This is a genomic window from Dendronalium phyllosphericum CENA369 (assembly GCF_016056275.1).
Classification (GTDB): domain Bacteria; phylum Cyanobacteriota; class Cyanobacteriia; order Cyanobacteriales; family Nostocaceae; genus Dendronalium; species Dendronalium phyllosphericum.
This window is the reverse complement of sequence record NZ_JAECZA010000300.1, coordinates 1-23,281: the sequence shown is the minus strand read 5'-3', so window position 1 is coordinate 23,281 and position 23,281 is coordinate 1. Positions and strand designations below refer to the sequence as shown.

Genomic DNA, 23,281 nt, shown 5'->3' with positions numbered 1-23,281 from the left:
TCAGCTAGGTATCCACAAATAAAGCCGTCCTCACCCATGCAGGCAGGACGGCTTTATTGTTCATTCTCTTGGGTGATTGACTGAGACTTATCCTCGCTCGAAATTAAGTTATAAATTTCTTCCTCAAGCTCTTGCACCTCTTTTCGGAAGTTTTCTTCTTCCTCTTGGCTGTAATCAAGCTGAGATTTCAGTAGAAGCTGATGTGCTTTGAGATATGAAATATGTTTATCTTCAATACGTTTGAGGCGCTCTGCTATTTTCCCAGCAGAACCGCCTCCATGTTTACTTGTTCTCCTAAAGGTATTTTCCGTTGAGCAATTAACCTGATTAGGTCTGACCTGTTCAGTCCCATTGCTTCGGCTTGGAGTCTGAACTCCTCCCAATCTTTCTGACTTATCAAAAATGTCGCCCGAATCGAGTCTTCTGCTAGCTTCTTGGGTCTGGCCATTTTTTAAAACCACGACAACACCCTCATTTTATTGTATGAATAAAACCTTTTTTGTATGAATAAAACACTTGACTTGTTTCATTCATACAATATACTAACATTAGTTATATATGAAAGAAATTCACGCAAATCCAGTAGAGATGGCAGCCTACCGCCAGTGAGGCAACAGCAAAGACCTGCCAGCGCTGACCACTGACAACTGACACCCCAAACCATGCAGAGATAGCAGCCTGCAAGCCCAAAGACCTGCGAGGGGCGACAACCGAAAACCAACAACAGCCAACCCAATGGGAAAAATCAAACTTCGCATAGAAGGAGAAACCAAAGACGTAAAAGCCTTTTCACGATTCCTGCACCTAATTGCGGCATTCGTCAACGCCGTGTCCATGAAGTCAGAAAGTGTAGATTGCCCTAACCGTAACAACCCAGAAGTACGCCGCTACTTCTATTTCGAGTTTGATAGTGAAGTATTGAGCGGAGGTGAGGAGTAGTAAGAACTAGTGCGATCGCAACAGATAAATGAATAAGGAGATTTATCGCAATGCCACAAAGCATCTCAAAGAAAGATGACCCAGAATTTTTTGAGTGGTGGGTAAACCCAGTAGCAGATGGCGACCCAACGCCAGACCCAAAGGACTTGCAATGCACTCAAGAATACATCGCCAGACATTACACCCCAGAAACTCAAGCCCAAATCAATATCAACGTCAGGGAAGCGAAAGAATAATGACTAACATCCACACCCAGTCCGACTTAGCCAAAGACCTGCAAGGATTAGAAGTCCATCTTCAGCACATTCTCCAGTCGCCAGAGTACGCCAAACTGATTAATTCCGGGTATTACTACCCAGATGTAACCCTAGTTGACGCACTCCACGCCGCCCAGGAAGCATCCATTTGCTTGACGACTGCGACTATTGAACAAACTAATAAACCCGACATGGCAACACTAGCAGCACAGCTAGATCGAGAAGCCGACAACCTCGAAATTGCTTGCCTGCGCTCTCTTTATGGCGAAACAGAATCTGACTGCCTGCTGTTTACGTTTAAAAACTAACTATGGACTTTGGAATTAGAAACCCCGTCGCGGGGCATTCATCCCATGTCGATGACAAAGGGCGACAGTGGGGAGGGGTAGACGCTGACATCTTTTCTTACCTCAGCGACATCTCAAACCTAGAGCAGTTTGCAGACATGGCGCAAAACGCAGATCAGCTAGCTCAGTTTCTCGACCCATTCCTAGACAATGCAGAGACTTACTTTGAGGCGATGCAAAAGCTAGTTGACGGTCAAGTGACCTGGACAGAATTAAGAAAGAAATTTGGGTCTAAAGTCGCTACAGCCATAGCCAAGATTCGCAAACTTAACGGCGAATTCGACGCGGAAATGGATAGAGTTGATGCCCAAGACCGCGCCGACCTCCTGCGGATCGAGCAAAAACGCAAACACGGGCTGACTGAGATAGCATCTCAACTGCACGTTGACTTAGAAACGGAACTGTGGCGACACGAGAACAAAATCGGCACAATCGAGACTCGTAAAGCCACCCAACAAGAGCGGCAGACAATTCAAACCGGATTGCGAAAAAAACGTCAAGAACTTCTCGACCGCGCCAAACATGGAACCGGGAGAACAAACCCAGAAAAAGTACCAGTCCAGACACAAGACAGTTCGCCATCTTCTGGGGTCAGCGCCACAGGAACAAGCCGAGGCTGGGGAGAGAACTTAAATAACCTTTGGGACAGACTCGGCAACAGATAATTAACCAAGTATTAGGAGACTGATGTTAGTACGGAGGAATCAAACACCAACTAACACCAGTCCCTTTCATCATAAGGGACTGGAGCAACAAAACCAACAACCGCAGCGCACACCAGAAACCAACAAGGGGAAGACATTTAGACGAGCTGGTAACGCTTGCGAAATTGTTGCAGGCAGTTGCTTGAATAGCGCGGTGATTTTCACGTTTCACCTACTGCAAGTTCACCCCGCCGGCATGGTCGTTGCCGTCGGCACTGCTCACTTCTATTTCACCGCGACAGCTGCGGGTGAAAGAGATATTAGTCACCTCATGACCGGATTCTCAGCCTCGCTGGCTTTGCTGTGTACACTCTTTGAACCAGTGGGGGAGTGGTGGGAGGCCCAAACCTCAAAAACAGCAGCGCAAGCCGAAATCAGGCAACTGTACCCTCAACCAGTAGAGAAGCATTATCCCAGTTGGTTGAGTGGTTTGGCGATCGCATTTATTTTTTTCGTGCTGAGACTGGCATTTATTCCCAGGAGTCCGAAGAATGGGATATTTAAGTGACGAACATCAGAGATTGAGCAAGTCTCTACACTCGCGGTTAGTGTCCTGGATAGAAGAATTGCCTTTTGACAGGAAAGTAACCGCGATTGCGGCATCCGTGCTGATTGGCACTTTATCGGCTGCTATGGCATGGAACGGGCAAGCCAGCGACCGCGTTTACTTTTGCTTGAGAACACCGACATCTCAATTACGCTGTCAGGACAGGCATAATCGCCCATTTCGGATGACAGCTTGGCATTGGAACCAATGGAAACAAGAGGGGCAACCAGATAATGTAGTCTTTCTAGAGCTAGTCAAAGCTAGCAATCAAAATAAGCCAGTTTTGGCACTACACGCTTTTATTGAGTTTGCGATTGCTGGCTGGCTGTTACGCCATCTGCAAAACGACGAGCGCCAGCTCTCCCAATTCCAGGAAGTTGTAGAGAAGCACAATGTCGCTCAAGCCGAACTGCAAGCCAGAGTAGAACTCGAACTGTCTGCCAATGAGTACACCGTAGATATCCAAAAAGCGGAAATCCTCGCAGAGACTGATATTCAAATCGCTCATCTGGATGCCAAGGAGACACTATTCGAGGCAGAAACCGCTGGCATGACCGAGTCGGAGAAACGCGAGTACGTTGAATTTCTGCGGCGACAGAAAACCCCTTATCTACAGGGTTCCCAGACCTTACAGGGAACAATTGATCCAAAAGATAAAGTAGAGGGTCAACAACAAATGGCAGTCATCAATCCGCATCAGTGGTTCGAGGAAACAATTAACTACTGTTCTGTGCTGGTCTTTGGGGGGCAGAATTCGGGGAAAACAACCTTAGCCAGCCACATCATCAAAGCCAGAAAAGACAGAGGAGACAGAATCATCGTTCTCGACCCCCACGCCGCTAAGGGGCAATGGGAAGGACTAGAAGTGATTGGTGCTGGCATGGACTACAAAGCCATAGATGATGCTTTTCGCTGGTATTACGGCGAGTGCGAAAGTCGCTATAAGTTATTAGCACTAGAGGGAGAGGAGGCTGTCGAAGCGTTAGGCAGAATTTGTATGGTCACAGAGGAACTGACTAACTACGCAGGTCGTTGCAAAAATTCTCACAATTACTTGCAGTCATCTTTGAGCGATAATCGCAAGATTTTTCTGGATAGTCTAGCCATCTCTCACGATCGCACTCTTTCTAAGCTGGGAGGAGCAAAAGATATTGCCCAACTGCGAGATAATGCCATGCTTGAGGTGAAACTCATTCCTCCGACTTTGCATAATCCCAGGCAGGCTTTCATGAAATTGCCGGGACAGGGTTTTGAGCCAGTGCTGCTGCCAAACTGGCAAGTTATTAAAAATTTCGGAGTCACTTACACTTCTCAGCCTGCTATCGACCGAGACACCTTAAAGCGAATTTGGGATTTAGAGTTTAATTTAGACTCCGAAACGACGAAACGACTGGACGGCAACGATTCCAGCCCAAATCCGAAACGAGATGATGACAATCCGAAACGAGACTCCGAAACGACGAAACGACCAGACGGCAACGATTCCAGTCAAAATCCGAAACGAGACTCCGAAACGACGAAACGACCGGATAGCAATGATTCCAGCCCAAATCCGAAACGATTTACCCATTTCGGGTTAGGGCGAAATGAAGCCCGAAAAATGATAATTCATCTCCGAAACGAAATGAAAATGACCCAGACAGAAATCCTCAAAACGCTTTGGAATGTAAGGCCTGGAGACAGCGAAATCTACCGAAACGCCGTTTCGGAGTACAAGGAGTTACTTGGTGAGGGGGGTGACTAAGACAAAGGCGATCGCGTTCGTGCCACAAACGCGATCGCCTTTTTTTAGCTTGAAATGCCGCGTCAGTGCGGCGGGAGTTGCAATCATTGTATTCAGAAAATGTCGATGAGTGAAGACAAATGGATTAGTGTAGATCCGCGTTCCAATAGGCTGGTAATTCGTTTTTGGGTCAAAGGCTTTGACAAACAGTTCTTTGTCTCGACTGGCTTAAGCGATACTCCCAGAAACCGGGAATTAGCAAGACTAAGACGCGATGCCATCGCCACCGATATATTGTTGGAACGATTCGACGCGACGCTTTCTAGCTACCAGCTTCGGCCGACTAGAAATAGCATCATTCAGCCACAGCTAATTTCTGGGTACGCCTACGAACTAGGCGAACTCTGGGAGAAGTTCACCGAATTTAAAAAAGCGCTGCTGGAGCCGACAACAATCGCCGTTCGCTACAAAAGCACCGCTAGATACATTAATAAGCTTCCCACCCAGTCTTTAAGTGCAGCCCCAGAAATTCGAGATTGGCTATTGCAAAATACGACTCACGGTATGGCTTGGGAGTTACTAGTGAGTTTTAGCGAGTGCTGCCAGTGGTCGATAAATTCGGGATTGATTGCTGACAATCCTTTTGAGCGGTTGAAAATCAAAAAGCCCAAACATTCATCCCAACAAGAAGACTCTCGGGCCTACACCCTAGAGCAGCGAGATGCAATCATTCAGGCTTTTGAATCGCACCGGGTACACGCTCATTATGCCGATTTGGTGAAATTTTTGTTTTGGACTGGGGCGCGGTTGGGGGAGGCGTTCGCTCTCACCTGGGGAGATATTCAAGCAAATTCTACCCGCATCCTCATTAGTAAATCGTGTAATTTGTGTGACTACAAAAAAGGAACTAAAAACGGCAAGCGGCGAGTATTCCCGACCAAACAAGGCTCTAGACTGCAACAATTGCTGATTGCGATGCGGCCTGCGCTCAAAGACTACAACCCAAACGACTTAATTTTTCGCTCCAAACAAGGCACGCGAATCAATTCCGCTATCATGCAACGTGTTTGGAACGGACTACCGAGTAAAAGCGGAAATCGCAAGTATTTCTACCCCGGCGTGGTGCGCGAATTAGAAGCGTTGGGCAAACTTCCGTACCTCAAGCCCTACTCAACTCGCCACACTTTTGCTACCTGGGCGATTGCTATGGGTCATAGTCCTGATCGCGTGGCGTTGTGGATTGGGGATGAAGTTTCAACGGTACTCAAGCATTACTGTCACCCGAACGTGGTAGATTCCGAATGCCCCGATTTTTAAGTTACAAAATGCCTTGCTACTCAAATACTCTCAATAAAAAGTTCGATTTTATAGGGGTTTATGTCTGCTGGAAATATTTGTAAGCTGTATATGCCATAGTTACAACCCCGGTGATAATCGCAGCTTCATCAACTTCAAATTCGGGATGGTGTAATGGGTGATTAATAATTCGATCTTTGTAGCCTACACCTAAACGAAACATCGAACCAGGAACATGTTCTAAATAAACAGAAAAATCTTCAGCACCAAGAGAAGGTTCGGGTAAGACTTGGACGCGATCGCTACTCCAAGCTTCTTCTGCTGATGATTGTAATAATTGCGTTAGGGTATAATCGTTTTGCACGCTGGGGACACCTTGCCGATAATTGACTTGATAATGCGCTCCATAGGCATGGCAAACATTAGCCACAATGTTTTCAATCCAGTTCGGAAGCTGGGCACGAGTTTCGGGGTGAAGCGATCGCACGGTTCCTAACAACTGCACCTTATCAGCAATTACATTCGGCGCTCTACCACCACTAATCTTGCCGATACTCAATACTACAGGACGCAAAGGATTTTGCGTGCGACTAATTGCCTGTTGCAGGGCAGTAATCACTTGCGAGGCAATCCAAATTGCATCAACCGCCTCATGGGGACGCGCCCCATGCCCAGATTCTCCAATAATCAGAATCTCTAAATCGTCCGCGGCTGCTGTCAAAGCACCGTAACGCACGCCAATAGAGCCTGCGGGTATGGAAGGGAAAACATGAATCCCTAATACAGCCGAGACTTTTTCTATTGCCCCATCTTTTACCATCCAGCTTGCCCCTTGGGCGATTTCTTCGGCTGGCTGAAATAAAAATCGCACTTTACCACCTAACTCCTCTGCTATCTGGGACAGGATCATTGCTGTTCCCAACCCAACCGTGGTATGAACATCATGTCCGCAGGCGTGCATCATGCCTTCAGCGCGGGAGGTAAATTCCAGCCCAGTGCGTTCGTGAATTGGCAAAGCATCCATGTCAGTGCGAATTGCTAATAAGCGGTCATCTTGACCAGTATTTCGCACTTCTCCAATAACGCCAGTTTTGCCAACTCCCTCTTGCACGTGAAGACCACTGGAAGACAAGACACCAGCAACAAAGGCAGCTGTTTGATACTCTTGACCGCTGAGTTCTGGGTGAGAGTGAATGTGGCGGCGAATTTCGATTAAGCGAGGCGCTAGTTGTGTAGCTAAATCTTTAATACGGGTCAGCATTGCTCATTTTCAGTTTACGGACTTTGTTCCATGATAAGAAAGTGTTAACCAAGAAAATGCTTTTGCTCTACAACTAGAGGCTTGGGGACAAGGAAGATAAGGGATTACATCAAGGCGATCGCCTTTATTAACGTTTTGACGTGTTAGTACATTAATGATATAATAATTGAAAAAAATCTGTAAAGTTTCGCCTTCTTTAGACACATCAACGCGCCAGAAATATATTCAGACGAGTAAATTAAGTTTAGAAAAAATTTTTTAGGTTTTAAAATGCCGAAATACGTTGACCTTTCTCCTTATTGGACAGAAGAAAAGAATATATCAATTCAAAAAGCTAAAGACATGACGGGGTTAGATAAAAGAACCTTGTCATCTGCCAAAAAAGGACAACTAGAACGTTGCCAATTTGAGACTCTTTTTAAACTCAAAGATTTTGCTTCTGAGTTAGCTGGTAAAGCACTAACACTAGAGGAAATTTTTAAAAATGATTGAGTCAAATAAGGCAGGGGTATAAAGGAATAATTTGTATGTTAGAACTTACGCAAAATACCTCTCTAACTCTCATGACTCTGTGTACTCCGATCCCACCGAAGTTTGCAAGGGCGGGGGGAACCCCCGCACGCAACTTCTCTCTGTGGTACTCTGCGAGAAGCCGCTTGCGCGTCTACGATTCTTTCGTAGTTGGTGCGTAAGTTTTATATGTCTTAATTACGAATTACGAATTATGAAAAAGCTAATTAATCAGCCGGAAGACTTTGTACGGGAAAGTATAGAGGGTATGGCAGCAGCCCATGCCGATTTAATTAAAGCGAACTATGACCCGACTTTTGTTTATCGAGCCGACGCACCCGTACAAGGTAAAGTAGCAATTATTTCTGGTGGTGGCAGCGGGCACGAACCAATGCACGCTGGTTTTGTCGGCAGAGGAATGCTAGATGCTGCCTGTCCGGGAGAGGTTTTCACTTCACCGACTCCCGACCAAATGCTGGCAGCTGCCAAGCAGGTAGACGGGGGTGCGGGTATTCTTTATATCGTGAAGAATTACAGCGGCGATGTCATGAACTTTGAGATGGCAACCGAGTTAGCCCGTAGTGAGGGTATCCGAGTGCTGAATATCTTGATTGATGACGATGTGGCTGTGAAAGATAGTCTCTATACCCAAGGAAGGCGGGGTGTGGGAACAACAGTACTTGCAGAAAAAATTTGTGGTGCGGCAGCCGAGCAGGGTTATGATTTGCTACAAATAGCGGATTTGTGCCGTCGAGTAAATTTACACGGGCGGAGTATGGGAATTGCCTTGACTTCTTGCACCGTACCACTAAAAGGAACGCCGACATTTGAATTAAGCGATCGCGAACTCGAAATCGGCATTGGCATTCACGGCGAACCAGGCAGGGAACGCATTACCGTCAAATCAGTAGATGAACTGACTGAGATTTTAGGGCAAACAATTATTGATGATGCATCTTATCACCGTGTAGTTAGAGAGTGGGATGAAAATCAAGGAGAATGGGTAGATTTGGAACTAACAGATCCACCTTTTGAAAAAGGCGATCGCTTGTTAGCTTTCGTCAACGGTATGGGTGGCACTCCTGTTTCTGAACTTTATCTTGTCTATCGCAAACTAGCCCAAATCTGCGAACGGCAAGGACTGCAAATTGTGCGAAACCTCATTGGTTCTTACATCACTTCGCTGGAAATGCAAGGGTGTTCGATAACCTTGTTGAAACTAGATGACGAGATGATTCAGCTATGGGATGCACCCGTAAAAACGGCGAGTTTACGCTGGGGAATTTGATATTTTTGTCAGTTGTCAGTTGTCAGTTGTCAGTTGTCAGTTGTCAGTTGTTAGGAGGCAGAAGGCAGAAGGCAGGAGTAATTGTTCTTCCTTGTCTCCCTCATCTCCCCCATCTCCCCCTGCTCCTCTGCTCCCTCATGCCTTACTGAACCACCGATTGTAAATTTTGCAAATGACACCTGGTTTCAGCTGTACCTAGGCGTTCAATTACTTGTTCGGCACTCATCAAACGCTTCAGCACTACTTGACCGATTGTATCGCTAGAGGCTGCTGATGTTGTTGGTTTTACTTCCACGGTCAAAATAACTTCTTCAACTCGATAAAGCCACAGTAATTCATTACTTTCCACTAAACAAATATTCAGGCGTTGAATATCTGGTTGCCGTCGCCATGCGGTTATCTGCCACAATCCATCAGATGCCCACACTCTGCCAATAGTCCATCCTTCAGAAAGAAAGAAATATTTCACGTTTTTAGTCTCTCACTATTACACTTTCAATCTGCTATCCGCGATCGCACCCTCATCTGAGTCGATGATATATAAAAATGAGTTTGTAAATAAAGCCATGATGGCGATTTCTCTTGCTAAGGATACTGCGTTGAGGAAGCCAGAAGGTAGAAGGCAGAAGGCAGTCCCGATGAAAAAATTTTCATCACCATGCATGAAAAAGGAATATTCCCTACACCCTACACCCTACACCCTTTTTCAAGTCAGGAGGTAAAACATTACTATTCCTAACATCCACGCTTTCAAGATGTTCTAACCTTTAATTCGCTTGCTATACCTACACCCCTGCACCCACTTTCATCTAATTCATCATCAAACATCTGTCTAGCAATTTCTGTTCGTAGCAAATGTTTTTGCTACGGCTTTGAGAAACTTACTCATTAAAAGAAGCAACCCAATAATCGATCGCATTGATTGTAAAAAATTGCGTACTGGAGCCATTAGAGTCAAATATATAGTATAATGACTGACCGCTGATTCCAAAAAGCTGAATAATATGACCTGGTTTTCCTTTTCTGCAAGACGGTGGGTTCGGATTACAAAATTCCTATCTTTGTTTTGTGTATGTTTATTTTTAGTTATTAGTTGCACCGGAGGTGGAAATTCTCCGCCTACGGGAAATAATACAGCATCTACTCCAGCGGGTGATGGTCGCATTACCATAGGTACAACAGCCAAGCCGAGAACTTTAGATCCGGCTGATGCCTATGAATTGGCATCTTTGGGTTTAGTATTTAATATGAGCGATCGCCTCTACACTTACGAACCAGGTAGTACAGTAATTAAGCCGCAATTAGCTACAGCGTTACCTAAAGTCAGTCAAGATGGCTTGACTTATACCATTCCCTTGCGTCAAGGAGTAGTTTTTCACGATGGCACTCCCTTCAACGCTAAAGCAATGGAATTTACTATTAAGCGCTTCATTGAAAATAAAGGTAAACCCTCGTTTTTACTAGGCGATATAGTCAGCTCGGTGCAAGCCACAGGCGACAATGAGTTAACAATCAAGCTGAAAAAACCCTTTGCAGCATTTCCTTCACTGCTAGCATTTTCTGGAGTGTGTGCACTTTCGCCGAAAGCTTACGAAATTGGTGCGGGGAAATTTAAGCCAAATATCTTTGTGGGGACTGGCGCTTATAAATTAGGGTCTTATGGCACTGATTCTCTAAGATTAGATGTATTTGACAAGTATTGGGGAGAAAAACCAGCCAATAAAGGTGTTAACGTCCAAATTCAGACTAGTCCAGTCAACTTGTTTAATGCCTTCCGTACAGGTGCAGTCGATGCAGCTTACCTATCCTTAGAACCAGATCAAATTCGCAGCTTAGAAGACGGTGGCAAAAAAGGAGATTGGCAAGCGATTAGCGCTCAGGGTAGTGTGGTAAGTTATCTGGTATTAAACCGCAATCAAAAGCCTTTAGATAAACCAGAGGTAAGAGCTGCGATCGCGGCAATAGTCGATCGTCCATTAATTATGCAGCGAGTATTATACGGTCAAGCCGATCCGCTGTACAGCATGATTCCCACTACGTTTGATGTTTCCCAGCCATTATTTAAAGATAAATATGGTGATGGTAACTTTGATAAAGCTAAACAAATATTAACTGGGGCTGGTTTTTCCAAAGAAAATCCCGCAAAAATTCAAGTTTGGTATCCTTCGAGTTCGCCTACGCGCAGTTTAGCAGCGCAAACTCTCAAATCTTTAGTTGATACTAAAATGGATGGCATTATCCAGTTTGAAGTTACTACTGTAGAAGGCCCTACCTTCTTTAAAGACATTTCCAGAGGTTTATATCCAGCGGCTTTACTTGATTGGTATCCAGATTTTTTAGACCCAGATAATTACGTTCAGCCATTTTTATCTTGTCAAAAAGGTTCAGTTGCTAAAGGCTGCGAAGATGGCGGCAGTCAAACTCAGGGTTCATTTTACTATAGTGAAGCTGTCAATAAGTTAATTGACCAGCAACGTAAAGAACTAAACCCAGAAGCACGTAAGAAAATTTTTGCAGAAATTCAAACACAAGTAGCTACTGATGTACCTTACGTTCCCTTATGGCAAAACAAAGACTATGTATTTGCCCAAAAAGGTGTGAGCAACGTGCAACTTGACCCCACCCAAAATCTAATTTACAAAAAAATTAAAAAATAGTGAATGTTGACTGACAACTGACAACTGACAATTGTACAGACGCGATTAATCGCGTCTCAACTAACAACTGACAACTAATCTTATGTCTCGCTCAAAAGCTTTACAATATTACATTGTCTCTCGCTTACTCTTAGCGCCACTGCAACTGTTGACGATTATTACAATCGTATTTCTATTACTAAGAGCGACACCAGGAGACCCCGCAGATGCAATTCTCGGCGGACGTGCGCCGGAAGCTGCTAAAGAGGAATTGCGAAAACAACTTGGTTTAAATCTTCCTTTGTGGCTACAGTACCTAAATTATTTGGGAAGTATATTGCGCTTTAATTTAGGTACTTCTTTAACAAGTCGCGGACAAGATGTTTGGGACATAATTGGGCAATATTTTCCAGCGACAGTGGAATTAGCTGTATTTAGTATGGCAGTTGCTCTCATTGTCGGGATGTTGGTTGGTACTCTCTCGGCTTCTCGTCCTGGAACATATTTTGATGTCGGCGGGCGGTTGTTTGGTATCATTACCTACGCACTGCCGATGTTTTGGGCGGGAATGCTTTTGCAGTTAATTTTCTCTGTGCAACTGGGATGGTTTCCTAATTCCAACCGCTTTCCACCAACTTTGGCCGCACCTTCTCAAATTACTGGGCTGTATACAATTGATAGTTTGCTTGGGGGAAACTTCAATCAGTTTTTTGCCTCTTTGCACCATCTGGCCCTTCCTAGCCTCACCCTCGGACTTTTGCTGAGTGGAATTTTTGAGCGCATTGTGCGGGTGAATTTAAAGCAGACACTACGCTCAGACTATGTAGAAGCAGCTAGAGCTAGAGGAATTCCTGAAAAGAAGATTTTAGTCTCTCATGCTTTAAAAAATGCTTTAATTCCAGTAATTACGGTGTTGGGATTAACCTTTGCTTCTCTTTTAGGAGGAGCGATTTTAACCGAGGTGACATTTTCTTGGCCGGGGTTAGCAAATCGACTGTATCAAGCAATCAGCGATCGCGATTATCCCACAGTCCAAGGCGTACTAGTATTTTTTGGGGCGATCGTTGTTAGTGCCAGCATTTTAATTGATATTTTAAATGCTTATGTCGATCCGCGTATTCGCTACTAGTACAACTTGGCAGAAATATAGCTGTGGACTGGGTGAAAAGTCTTTTTGTGTCTAGGTTTGCTCGTCTGTTTATGTCCTAACACTACTAGCGACGGCTATAACTAGCCTGTAGAAAAAGACGTTGTAATGCAACGTCTTTATTTTGCACGTATGAAAAGGATCGCAAACAACTTCAATATATTTGCAAGTGGCGTGGTCTCCCTCCCTTGCAACTTCGGTGACTCAGCACTCAGCATTTTGCTATACGTCTTGCATTATTTTTTTGCCTCACGCAAAGGCGAGGCGCAAAGACTTACTATTAAACTGCCAAAAACCTTTGAATCACATCCTGGCTGAGTTCATTGGTTGAACCAGAAGCAACAATACCGCCTTTTTGCATGGCGTAATAATAATCAGCTTGACGGACAAAGTGTAAGTGTTGCTCTACCAATAAAACAGAAATGCCTGTGGTTTCAACAATGCGACGGACTGCTGCTTCAATTTCTAGGATGATTGAGGGTTGAATACCTTCAGTAGGTTCATCTAATACGAGTAATTGGGGTTGTCCCATTAAAGCACGAGCGATCGCAAGTTGTTGCTGCTGTCCCCCACTCAAATCGCCACCCATGCGCGAAAGCATGGTTTTTAATACAGGAAATAAGCTAAAAACTTCTTCTGTAATTTCTGCTTTTTTTACTGGTTTGCGTCTGGCTTCTAACCCCAGCAACAGATTTTCTTTCACAGTTAAACGAGGAATAATTTCTCGTCCTTGGGGGACATAACCAATTCCTAATTTTGCTCTTTGGTCTGGAGATTTCGAGTTGATTAATTCTTCAGCTAAATTAATTGTGCCGCTACGGGGTTTAAGCAAACCCATAATTGTTTTGAGTAGAGTTGTTTTACCTACACCATTGCGTCCAATTAAGCAGACCATTTGCCCAGTTGGTACGCTCAAATCTACATTGCGGAGAATATGGCTTTCGCCGTAGTAAACGTTAAGGTTAGAGATTTTTAGCATTAGCTCACGCAGAGATCCAGAGAAGAAGATTGAGTTTTTATACTTTTGTACGAGATGGAATTATTTAACAATTGAGCAATGGTAGACAACCATTGAAACACTAGTGGGAACTCCCGCCTGTCTGTTGTAGCGTAGTGTTAGCCTCCTGAACGTAATAAACGAGTGAAACCTTCTTGTTCAAAGTGTTTATCAGTTGTTAACGCCTCTATAATTCCTTGCCTACGCATTAGCACAAAGCTTACAGCGTCACATAACGAGTAGGTTTTATCTTGTCTTGCTAACAATAAATCTATTGCTTCTCGATGTAATGGCCGATCTACCCATACAATTTGAACGTTTGAATTATCAATTAGTTCAAGGCTGTATGAAAGTACGGTTGAACGAGAAAAGCCGCGAACCAATGCTAGGGCCACTAATTCAGCTAGAACATAGTTGTGCGTGAGTCGAGTTCTGCTTGTAGTAGCAATTAGTTCAACTGCCTTTTCATGTTGTGGCTCATCTTTATGGAGAAAGCAGAGTAATCCTGACGTATCAAGCAGTATAATCTACATTGTCAATGCTTAAAAGTCATTGGCGTAAGCTTTTGCCAAGTCAGCATCAATAGCTTTCGTTATCTATACCTGTGGCATAACCCAAGCTAACTGCACCTGCATAATTAAGTAACCGTTGAAGTACTTCTTCTGTGTGAGCTTCTGGTTGTAGGTTAGCACCAGTCAGAAGACCATGCTGTTGAGTAAGAGATGTAACAATTAATTCTGCTACCGAAAGCCCAACCGCATCAGCTTGCTGCTGCAAGGCTGCATAAACATCATCACTTAATTCCAGTGTTAGCAGTTGACTCATAGGAATAAACTATTTTAACTCAAGATAGGGCAATTATATCTTTTCTCCTAACACGACCAGAATCAATCTCCTAAAACAATAGTTTTTACTCTGTTATCTAAATACTGTAAGTAACTAATATTACTAAAATTATGCATAATTTATTTCCGTTAAAACTTGGGAATTATTAATAAAAATTTTTCAAATTCTGCTTTATTTAGTATAGTTTTATACTTTAATATGAAAGTATGGTAAAGGCGATCGCTAAATCCCGCAAAGAAGACAGCCATCGCCTTTATAAAAACCCCAATATCGGAGTATGAATATCATCATGTCACAATTACCAGAATCTGCCCAGTCGAAGTTAGAACAGTTTTTATCTGGGGAAAATTTAGATATACCCACCAGCCATCAACTAACCCGACAGCCATTACCCTGACGAGAACCGATTAAACTACCAATTGATACAGTTCATCTGGATGTAATTTTTGTATTGACTGTTGAACGCCAGGTTGCAAGGGCGAAAACTCTACCAGTAGTTAAACTTTCTTCATACTCGCTCACGCTCAATGTTGGAAAGAAAGCTTGCATAGAGTCGAGATCGCACTTAGACTGCTGATGAGGCAGATTGACTGCTGAGTTTTGATTGCTAATTATTACCCAAAAGGAGGGGCAGAATGTTTATCTGCGTCATTGCAGACTACGGTACAGGAGACCCAGCATTTACTGAAGTCACGCAACGTCTGCTTTTTGCTTTTCCCCATGCCCAAATTCATTTACTTTCGGTTCCGCCATTCAGTACCTTGGCAACAGGTTTCTGGATAGCTCAATTGGGACTCAACCCAGGGCCTAGCGATCGCTTAATTTATCACAACTGTGCGCCTCGTCAGGACGATCCACAAGCCCGTCGAGACAATGAAGGTGAAGGGTTAACCTATGCTCTTTTATCTAATGGTGTCAAAGTAGTAGGTGTCTTTGCAGGCTACACCCTCTCCTTTATCAAAGACCATACCGAGGAGTTGCGAGTAGTCAACGTTTCTCGTGGTGGTTCGCAGTTTCGTTCGCGGGATGTGTTTCCGGCAGCGGCGGCGGCGATCGCGCGTGAAGATTTTAGCCTTCTGGGAGATAATCTAAAAAGCGAGCAAATCCCAGATGTTCCACCAGATCGAATTGCCTGGATTGATGGCTACGGCAATATCAAAACAACTATTGCGGCGCATACAGTTAACTTGCAGCCTCAAACTAAGATTGCGATCCGCATTGGAGATGTAGTCAGTGATGCAGTGTATTCTGATGGCAGCTTCAAAGTGCCTGAAGGAACTCTGGCCTTTGCCCCTGGTAGTTCCGGTTGGTCAGTTGGCGACTCCACACAACCATTACGCTTTTTAGAGCTATTTCTGCGAGGAGGAAGTGCTTGGGAGCGCTTTGCTCGTCCCCGTGTAAATCAGCAAGTAACTCAAATTGTCTAATATAGGCTATTTGGCTTACACCAGCGTCATTTTTAGTGATATCGACGTTGCCCAGGTTTCGTCTTAGACAAGGCTTTGTTTTTAAAAGTGGGAGTCAGGGAGACATTATTATACTGATTTCTAATCTCTACTGAGGTAAATTATTATGGCGATGGTTTTAAATAAAGTAGTCCCTTTTGGGAGGTCAATGGATGAATATGTAAAAATATTCAACTTGACGAATACAGATTTAAATAAAAGAATTATTGGCATTGGAGATGGGCCTGCAAGCTTTAACGCAGAAATGACACGCCAAGGTAAAAGAGTAGTTTCTGTAGATCCGCTGTATCAATTTTCTAGTGCTGAGATTCTCCAAAGATTTAATGAAGTAGTTGACAATATTATTAATCAGATGAAAGCTACACCCAATGATTGGGTATGGAGCTATCATCAGTCTCCAGATGACTTACGAAGCAATCGGATAAAAGTCATTCAAGAATTTATCTCTGATTACGAAAATGGCAAAAAGAGCAATAGATATGTAATTGGTGAATTGCCAAATTTAGAATTCCAAAACCAAGAATTTGAAATAGCGCTTTGTTCGCATTTATTATTTTTATATTCTGACCAATTAAATTATAATTTTCATTTAAAATCAGTTGATGAAATGCTGCGTATTGCTCAAGAAGTTAGAATATTTCCACTTCTGACTTTAATGCTGAAACCTTCTCCACATTTAGATGGAATTATAGAATATTACAAAGCAAAAGATTACAGAGTAAGCATTGAAAAAGTTGAATACGAATTACAACTTGGGGGCAATCAAATGTTGAAGATTGCCAGAGATGTCACTTGAATAATAAATCATATCATGTCCCCCTAAATAGTTACGATAAGAGTGACGCGGTGAGGCAGTCGCAGTCCTGGTGAGTCCACTTGCCGTCTTGGCGCTTTGCGTCGTTAGCGCAGCGTTAGCGAGGTACGAGCGTCACCCGAAGGGAGATGGGGAGATGCGGGGACAAGGGAGAATTTTTAATTGCAAGTCATTTACCAGACATGATATCAAAAGCAACTAAATACTTGAGACTGGGTGCTAGTATTTTTACTCAATACTCAGCACTCAGTACTTTTAAGTCAGCTTGGTTGATTTAATCCCAAAATCTTAATATATGAATAATACTGCCGCAATTTTATATAAAAAAGATGGTTATGATACTTCTGGGAAAAGACTCCTCGGCCGTCAAGCTGCGGGTGAAGGATTTCTCAAAGCTTTAGTCCAACATGGAACGGCTGATTCTCTCTACTGTTACGCAGATAGTCAGACAGAATTCACGGAATTTTGCCAGCGCATTCAACCTTGGATGAAACGTTCTCGTCAAGTGCAATGGCTACCCACCAGCAATCATCAGTTACTTGCACAAGCAGGGACAATTTATCACCCCGATCCTCTACTATCGAAAGTTGCTTGGACTAGAAGATTTGGCGAACAACGGGCATATAGTATCTGTGGAGTGACTCATACTATTGCAAGTACAGGAGTCATGGAAGGCATTGGCGATTTGCTGATTGCACCTGTTCAGTCTTGGGATGCTCTCATTTGTACCTCTGTTGCAGTGAAGACTGCTATTGAACGTCTTTTCAATACTTGGGCTGAATATTTAGCTCAACGCACAGGTGGTAAACCAAATATTGATATTCAACTGCCAATTATCCCTCTGGGCGTTGATTGTGATGCCGTTGACCAGGGCGATAATAGTACGAACATTAAAAGAAGTCTGCGTCAAATTCTCGGCATTCCCCAAGATGAAATTGTTGTGCTGTTTGTCGGCAGATTGTGTTTTTATGCTAAAGCACACCCCGTACCAATGTATTTAGCTTTGGAAAAGGCAGCACAAGCAACCAAAACCAAAATACATTTTGTCCAGGCTGGCTGGTTTGAAGATGAAAGAGAGCAAGTGAGCTTTAAAGAAAGCGCTCAAATGTTTTGTCCCTCGGTCAATTGTATTTTTGTCGATGGACGTAAACCAGAAATTCGTGCAGGAATTTGGTCTACCGCAGATATTTTTATTTCCCTAGTAGATAACATTCAAGAAACTTTTGGACTGACACCAATTGAAGCGATGGCAACCGGTTTACCTGTTATTGTTACAGACTGGAATGGTTATCAAGAATCTGTGCGTCATGAAATTGATGGTTTGCGAGTTCCGACACTAATGCCTGCACCGGGGTTAGGACTAGATTTAGCTTTTGGATATCTTAGCGATAGTTTGAATTACAGCGGCTATATTGCTCATTCATCAATGACAATTGCTGTTGATATCGATGCGGCATCAAGAGCATTAGTGGAGTTGATTGTCAATCCCGAACTGAGAAAGCGCTTAGGAGAGAACGGACGACAGCGGGCGAGGCAAACTTACGATTGGAAAGTTGTAATTGCCAGTTACGAAAATCTCTGGCAAGAATTAGCAGAAATTCGCGCGACTGCATCCATTTCTACACCAGTTCTACCAAATAGTCCGCCTGCACCTTTGTGTGACGATCCTTTTAGGTTGTTTGCCCATTACACCAGTACAACACCCACCCCAAACCTAGTGCTAACACTTGGTAGTATGAGTACACCAGAGCATTGGCAACAACTCCGGCAAAATTGGATTACGAATTTTGGTGCAGATAGAAGAAGCGCAAATTCTAATATAGATGCGGTGTTAGCTGCGATCGCACAACACGGCTCTCTTTCAATTGAAACAATTCTTAGACAACATCCAGATGTCTCACCCACACTCTTACTTCGTACTCTTTTATATCTAATAAAATTTGATGTGCTGCGTGTTGCAGGTTCATCATAATTCTTCTACCTCGGATGCCGATAAACCTGTTAACTGAACGACTTGTTCTAATGCCATACCTTGCTGTAATAAATTGATAGCTACTTGTCTTAATTGAGATTGTGCTTGGTCAGCGCGTTGCTGTGCTTGGTCAGCGCGTTGCTGTGCTTGGTCGGCGCGTTGCCGTTCCTCATCTGCTATTTCTTGGGCAGTTGGCAGTAATTCCCCATCCAAAGTTGCCCAGCGCAACCAAGTAGTATCAATACCTTTGTAGTGACCTTGCCATAGTACTAATGCTAACCCCAATGATTGACTGACAAGTTGATTTTTGGTATTTGGTACTATGGATTGGTAAACTCCGCGATTGAGAAAAAATCCAGCCCAATCTTCAGAGTTGAAAGGGTCGAACCAAAAATATTCCGGGACGCGTAACAGATTTTGATAAATCAACTTTTTCTCATTCTTGTCTTGGGCTGCGGTGCTTTCAGACAACAACTCAATCACTACATCAGGAGGTTTTCCTTCTTCCCACACAACCCAAGAAAGACGTTCTTTTTTGGGTACTCCCAGTACAGCAAAGAAGTCTGGGCCGCGAAAATCTTGGTTTTTGACTTGGGCTAGGCTGAAGTAAACAAACATATTGCCTCCCACGTAACCATCAGACCGTGCTGATAACCAAGGCGATAGGGTATCTATAAGCATGTCCATTTGGACTTTGTGCCGTTGGGTTTCCATCGGTATACCGTCATCGCAAGGAAGGTCTGCCTGGGTTGGGGGCATTGCCACGCTAGGTTTAGCTAAGATAATTTCTGACATGGCTGTGTCTTAGCTTGTGAATTTCTAATACTTATATACTAATTGTTGACTTTTGACCGTTAATAGTCAACAACTACGAGCAAATCAATGAAAAGCTTACCCTGTATTAATTTTTCATTTTTCATTCTGCTCTGGGTTGGTCAAGCTAGCGATCGCTTTTACCAACACTTCTGGATCTACTGGCTTTGATACGTGCAGATGAAATCCGGCTGCTAACGCTTGCTGCTGATTAATTTCTCCAGCGTAAGCTGTCAGGGCGATCGCTGGTATTTGTCCTCCTTGTTGGGGCGATCGCTGTCTGACTTGTCGCATCAACATATAGCCGTCTACTTCTGGCATCCCAATATCACTGATTAACACATCTGGTATTGATTCAGACAGCGATTGTAGTGCTTCTTTGGCTGATGTTACGGCAGTGACTTGTACGCCATACTCTTGCAAAATAAAGGATACTAAGTCTCGGATATCCGGTTCGTCGTCCACTACCAGAATTTGCATATCTGCCAGCAACCGGGGTTGAGGTGCAAAAGGTACAGGTTCTTTCTCTTCATGTCTCACCTGTTCGTTTCTGACCAACAGCGGTAACTTCACCGTGAAAATTGCACCTAGTCCTTCTCCCAAACTTTCTGCTTGAACTGTTCCCCCATGCAGTTCCACTACTTGACGCACAATCGCCAATCCTAAACCTAATCCACCAAATTTGCGAGTAGTAGTACCATCAGCCTGACGAAAGTAATCGAATACATAAGGTAAAAATTCTGGTGTAATTCCCCTACCTGTATCGCTGACAGTAATTTGAGCTTGGCCATCAACTTCTGCGACTCGAATTTCTACTTGTCCTCCTGTGGGTGTAAACTTGACTGCATTAGATAATAGGTTCCAAATCACTTGCTGAAGCCGATTCGGGTCGCCCATAATTTGTCCTAAAGCAGGCTCAATTATGGTTTTAATTTCAATTGACTTGGCTTCTGCTGCCAATCGCACTGTCTCGATTGCCGCTTCTACCACCATTACCAAGCTGACGGGACAGACATTTAAGCTTAATTTGCCTTGGAGGATGCGAGAGACATCTAATAGGTCTTCAATTAATTGAGTTTGTAATTTGGCATTGCGTTCGATAGTTTCCAAGGCTTGGTGAGTAGTTGCCACGTCAAATTTACGAGAGCGTAGTAATTTTGACCAACCCATAATCGGGTTGAGTGGGGTTCGTAGTTCGTGGGAGAGAACAGCTAGAAACTCATCTTTAATTCGGTTGGCAATTTCTGCTTCTTTTCGTGCCGAACGTTCTGCTTGAAGCAAGCGATCGCGTTCTTGTTCGGCTCGTTTGCGTTCGGAAATATCGAGTACAATGGTGACTCCATTTTGTTGGGAATCATTAAGTAGCGCTACTCCCAATACTATAGGCACTCGCTTGCCGTTGCGGTGAACGTACTCTTTTTCATAAATCCGGGAAACTCCAACTGCTTTCGCTTCTGCGATCGCGCGATCGTCCAAATGCTCGTATTCACAAGGAGAAAGTTGTCTCCAACTGATTTTCTCCAAAGCGGCAAATTCATCACGAGTGTAGCCTGCTAGTTGTAAGTAAGCATCATTAGCATCGGTAATGAACCCATCGACTGACCAAAAAGCTATTCCGACTAAGTTAGACTCAAACAAGCGACGAAATTTAGCTTCGCTCTCGCGCAATGACTGTTCTACTCGTTTGCGTTCTGTGATGTCACGAGAGATAATAATCACACCATATATTTGGTCAAAATTTCTTAATGGTGTCAGGATATCTTCATAGAAATGCTTCCCATCAGCTAAAACATATTCCCACTCATCTGTGATTGGTTCTCCAGTTGCCATCACAGCTTGGCGTTGATTCTCAATTCGGTCTATAAAGTCTGGAGGTAAATCCAGTTCTCGCACAGTCTTACCGATAATATCCTCTTGTTTGCAGCCTAGCATGGCGGCTCCACTATGACTGACATACTGATAGCAACCCATGCGATTAAAAATAAAAATTCGATCTACAGATGCCGCAAGTATAGAATTTAAAATATTTGCTTGTTCTTGAACCTTATTAGTTAATTGGCGGGTACTTTCTGTTGCTTGCTTGCGGTCTGTAATGTCCATACAAACCCCAATCATCCGCACCGCCTGTCCTTGCTCGTCATAAAAAAATTGTCCCTTGGCGAAAATCCAACGAACACTTGTGTCTGACCAAACAACGCGAAATTCATCGCTATAATCAGTTTTTTCTTCTAAAGCATGGGTAATAACTTGAATTACAGATTGCCTGTCTTCGGGGTGAACGCAACTTAAAAACGCATCATAAGTACTTGTTAAACTTTTCGATACCAAACCAAAAAGCAGTTCATAATTTTCCGACCAAATCACTTTATTGTTAATGATATTCCAGTCCCAAAAACCCATATGGGCAGCATTGAGCGCTAACCTCAGTTGGTCTTCACTTTCCTGTAGGGCTATTTTTACCTGTTGTCGTTCTACATCACACTCAGCAACTTGAAGATACAAATTTTCGTCTTTTGTTGCGAGTTTGGCTTGGAGTTCGGTGATTTGCTGTTCTAGGGTTGCTTGCCTTCGCTGATACTGTATTTCTGATTGCTCTAACTCGGCAACACGGTGTCGTAGAGATGCTAATTCATCAGTAAGTTCGCAGATAGTTTTATTGATGTCTGGCATCTGAAATACAACTCATAGTAAACAATACCATCTTAAGTGGTATACCGCCCTATATGTCTGACTGAGTATGAAGTTTTTAAAGAGAAAATTCAATCTACCGTGAGATATATAAAAGTTTCATCCAAAAGACAGAACATTTATATTTATATTTATGTCTTAGGATTAATTCATATGCATTTACACTATTAAAATGTAGCAGTAGATAACAAATTGTGGACTGTTAATAACTAGATAAATTCAAGGCAATATTATCTCTTAAGACGCATGAAAGCCATACCAACAAATAATCCGACGATTTGAGTCCAATAGGCAAGACTAGGTGCATTTACACCAGCAGGAGGAATATTTAAACTTCCGATGCCGTAAAATAACTGTTGGATGAACCACCAAAATAAATAGAAAAAAGCTGGCAATTCAATAGGAATATAGACAATAATCAGCGGTAAAATAGTAAGAATTTTAGTTTGGGGAAACTTCATCGCGTATGCGCCGATAATAGCTGCGATCGCGCCATTCGCCCCAATGATTGGTACTGTCAAATTCGGTTCAATCAGAATTTGTGATATTTCTGTCAAAATACCAGCAACCAAGTATAATCCTAAATACTTTCTAGCCCCCAGAAAATTTTCTACAGTTTTACCAAAAACCCATAAAAATAGCAGATTTCCTAAAATTTGACTAAAACTGCCGTGGAGAAACATTGCAAAAAGCAGTGAAAACAAACGCCAGAAAACAACTATCCAAGCTGCGGGATTAAATAATGCATTTGTAATAGCTGCATTAATCTGGGCTGGAATTACACCCCAATTACTAACGAAATAACCTAATTCCTCACTCCGTTCTAGTTTGAGTTCCCATAAGAACGCGGCAATATTAATACCAATCAGCCAGTAATTAATAATTGGTTTGCTACGAGTGCGAATGTTGTCACAAATAGGAATCATGGAAATTAATTGTCAGTTGTCAGTTGTCAGTGGTCAGTGGTCAGTGGTCAGTAATCAGTAATTATTCTCCCTCATCCCCCCTGCTCCCCCTGCTCCCCCTGCTC

Annotated in this window: 24 protein-coding genes; 14 read left to right on the top strand and 10 right to left on the bottom strand. The window is 43.4% G+C overall.

Annotation, left to right across the window (positions count from 1 at the left end):
• Window positions 1-53 precede the first annotated feature (53 nt).
• Window positions 54-461: a hypothetical protein gene (locus tag I8752_RS34330; protein WP_214436634.1), complete on the bottom strand. Its 408-nt coding sequence runs from the start codon at window positions 459-461 to the stop codon at window positions 54-56.
• Window positions 462-735: 274 nt separating this feature from the next.
• Between I8752_RS34330 and I8752_RS34325 the strand changes: the two genes are divergently transcribed.
• The 7 genes from I8752_RS34325 to I8752_RS34295 all read left to right on the top strand — a co-directional run bounded on the left by I8752_RS34325 (window position 736) and on the right by I8752_RS34295 (window position 5,834).
• Entirely contained in the window at window positions 736-939 is a 204-nt protein-coding gene (locus I8752_RS34325; protein ID WP_214436633.1) for a hypothetical protein, read from the top strand.
• 50 nt (window positions 940-989) lie between these two features.
• The gene (locus I8752_RS34320) at window positions 990-1,175 is read left to right on the top strand and encodes a hypothetical protein (protein WP_214436632.1); all 186 of its coding nucleotides are present in this window, start codon (window positions 990-992) and stop codon (window positions 1,173-1,175) included.
• The gene (locus I8752_RS34315) at window positions 1,175-1,504 is read left to right on the top strand and encodes a hypothetical protein (RefSeq protein WP_214436631.1); all 330 of its coding nucleotides are present in this window, start codon (window positions 1,175-1,177) and stop codon (window positions 1,502-1,504) included. The genes I8752_RS34320 and I8752_RS34315 overlap by 1 nt, the downstream gene beginning before the upstream one ends.
• 2 nt (window positions 1,505-1,506) lie before the next feature.
• Entirely contained in the window at window positions 1,507-2,208 is a 702-nt protein-coding gene (locus tag I8752_RS34310; protein WP_214436630.1) for a hypothetical protein, read from the top strand.
• Window positions 2,209-2,230: 22 nt separating this feature from the next.
• Window positions 2,231-2,755 (top strand): hypothetical protein, encoded by a 525-nt coding sequence (locus I8752_RS34305; protein WP_214436629.1) that lies wholly within the window; start codon window positions 2,231-2,233, stop codon window positions 2,753-2,755.
• A complete protein-coding gene (locus I8752_RS34300) occupies window positions 2,739-4,538 on the top strand; it encodes a type IV secretory system conjugative DNA transfer family protein (RefSeq protein WP_214436628.1) in 1,800 nt (599 codons plus the stop codon). The genes I8752_RS34305 and I8752_RS34300 overlap by 17 nt, the downstream gene beginning before the upstream one ends.
• A gap of 105 nt (window positions 4,539-4,643) precedes the next feature.
• Window positions 4,644-5,834, top strand: a complete 1,191-nt coding sequence (locus I8752_RS34295) for a tyrosine-type recombinase/integrase (protein WP_225896084.1) — start codon at window positions 4,644-4,646, stop codon at window positions 5,832-5,834.
• 58 nt (window positions 5,835-5,892) lie between these two features.
• Here I8752_RS34295 and I8752_RS34290 read toward each other — a convergent pair whose 3' ends face one another.
• Entirely contained in the window at window positions 5,893-7,074 is a 1,182-nt protein-coding gene (locus tag I8752_RS34290; protein ID WP_214436626.1) for a M20 family metallopeptidase, read from the bottom strand.
• A 270-nt stretch (window positions 7,075-7,344) separates the two neighbouring features.
• Between I8752_RS34290 and I8752_RS34285 the strand changes: the two genes are divergently transcribed.
• Together I8752_RS34285 and dhaK are read left to right on the top strand one after the other, a co-directional pair.
• On the top strand, window positions 7,345-7,566 hold the full coding sequence (locus I8752_RS34285; protein WP_225896083.1) for a hypothetical protein: 222 nt from the start codon (window positions 7,345-7,347) through the stop codon (window positions 7,564-7,566).
• A gap of 232 nt (window positions 7,567-7,798) precedes the next feature.
• Window positions 7,799-8,872, top strand: a complete 1,074-nt coding sequence (dhaK, locus tag I8752_RS34280) for a dihydroxyacetone kinase subunit DhaK (RefSeq protein ID WP_214436625.1) — start codon at window positions 7,799-7,801, stop codon at window positions 8,870-8,872.
• 142 nt (window positions 8,873-9,014) lie between these two features.
• Here dhaK and I8752_RS34275 read toward each other — a convergent pair whose 3' ends face one another.
• Both I8752_RS34275 and I8752_RS34270 read right to left on the bottom strand, forming a co-directional pair.
• Entirely contained in the window at window positions 9,015-9,341 is a 327-nt protein-coding gene (locus I8752_RS34275; RefSeq protein WP_214436624.1) for a hypothetical protein, read from the bottom strand.
• Window positions 9,342-9,359: 18 nt separating this feature from the next.
• A complete protein-coding gene (locus I8752_RS34270; protein ID WP_214436623.1) occupies window positions 9,360-9,536 on the bottom strand; it encodes a hypothetical protein in 177 nt (58 codons plus the stop codon).
• Window positions 9,537-9,876: 340 nt separating this feature from the next.
• On the opposite strand from I8752_RS34270, the gene I8752_RS34265 reads away from it, so the two are divergent.
• Together I8752_RS34265 and I8752_RS34260 are read left to right on the top strand one after the other, a co-directional pair.
• Complete coding sequence (locus I8752_RS34265) at window positions 9,877-11,529, top strand: ABC transporter substrate-binding protein (protein WP_214436622.1); 1,653 nt, start codon at window positions 9,877-9,879, stop codon at window positions 11,527-11,529.
• An 82-nt stretch (window positions 11,530-11,611) separates the two neighbouring features.
• Window positions 11,612-12,637 (top strand): ABC transporter permease, encoded by a 1,026-nt coding sequence (locus tag I8752_RS34260; RefSeq protein WP_214436621.1) that lies wholly within the window; start codon window positions 11,612-11,614, stop codon window positions 12,635-12,637.
• A 298-nt stretch (window positions 12,638-12,935) separates the two neighbouring features.
• On the opposite strand, the gene urtE is transcribed toward I8752_RS34260, so the two are convergent.
• The 3 genes from urtE to I8752_RS34245 form a co-directional block, all read right to left on the bottom strand.
• On the bottom strand, window positions 12,936-13,634 hold the full coding sequence (gene urtE, locus I8752_RS34255; RefSeq protein ID WP_214436620.1) for an urea ABC transporter ATP-binding subunit UrtE: 699 nt from the start codon (window positions 13,632-13,634) through the stop codon (window positions 12,936-12,938).
• A gap of 137 nt (window positions 13,635-13,771) precedes the next feature.
• Window positions 13,772-14,173, bottom strand: a complete 402-nt coding sequence (locus I8752_RS34250; RefSeq protein ID WP_225896086.1) for a type II toxin-antitoxin system VapC family toxin — start codon at window positions 14,171-14,173, stop codon at window positions 13,772-13,774.
• A gap of 58 nt (window positions 14,174-14,231) precedes the next feature.
• Entirely contained in the window at window positions 14,232-14,477 is a 246-nt protein-coding gene (locus tag I8752_RS34245) for a hypothetical protein (protein WP_225896082.1), read from the bottom strand.
• A 656-nt stretch (window positions 14,478-15,133) separates the two neighbouring features.
• Here I8752_RS34245 and I8752_RS34240 point away from each other — a divergent pair.
• From I8752_RS34240 to I8752_RS34230, 3 genes are all read left to right on the top strand, one after another.
• On the top strand, window positions 15,134-15,925 hold the full coding sequence (locus tag I8752_RS34240; RefSeq protein ID WP_214436619.1) for an SAM hydrolase/SAM-dependent halogenase family protein: 792 nt from the start codon (window positions 15,134-15,136) through the stop codon (window positions 15,923-15,925).
• Between the two features lie 145 nt (window positions 15,926-16,070).
• Complete coding sequence (locus I8752_RS34235) at window positions 16,071-16,760, top strand: SAM-dependent methyltransferase (protein WP_214436618.1); 690 nt, start codon at window positions 16,071-16,073, stop codon at window positions 16,758-16,760.
• A gap of 313 nt (window positions 16,761-17,073) precedes the next feature.
• Window positions 17,074-18,750: a glycosyltransferase family 4 protein gene (locus I8752_RS34230; protein ID WP_214436617.1), complete on the top strand. Its 1,677-nt coding sequence runs from the start codon at window positions 17,074-17,076 to the stop codon at window positions 18,748-18,750.
• Here I8752_RS34230 and I8752_RS34225 read toward each other — a convergent pair.
• The 3 genes from I8752_RS34225 to I8752_RS34215 all read right to left on the bottom strand — a co-directional run bounded on the left by I8752_RS34225 (window position 18,745) and on the right by I8752_RS34215 (window position 23,177).
• Entirely contained in the window at window positions 18,745-19,545 is an 801-nt protein-coding gene (locus tag I8752_RS34225) for a Uma2 family endonuclease (protein WP_214436616.1), read from the bottom strand. The two genes, I8752_RS34230 and I8752_RS34225, sit on opposite strands and share 6 nt — an antisense overlap.
• Window positions 19,546-19,659: 114 nt before the next feature.
• Window positions 19,660-22,233, bottom strand: coding sequence for a PAS domain S-box protein (locus I8752_RS34220; protein WP_214436615.1), 2,574 nt, complete (start codon window positions 22,231-22,233; stop codon window positions 19,660-19,662).
• Window positions 22,234-22,481: 248 nt separating this feature from the next.
• Window positions 22,482-23,177 (bottom strand): rhomboid family intramembrane serine protease, encoded by a 696-nt coding sequence (locus tag I8752_RS34215; protein ID WP_214436614.1) that lies wholly within the window; start codon window positions 23,175-23,177, stop codon window positions 22,482-22,484.
• Window positions 23,178-23,281: the final 104 nt, after the last annotated feature.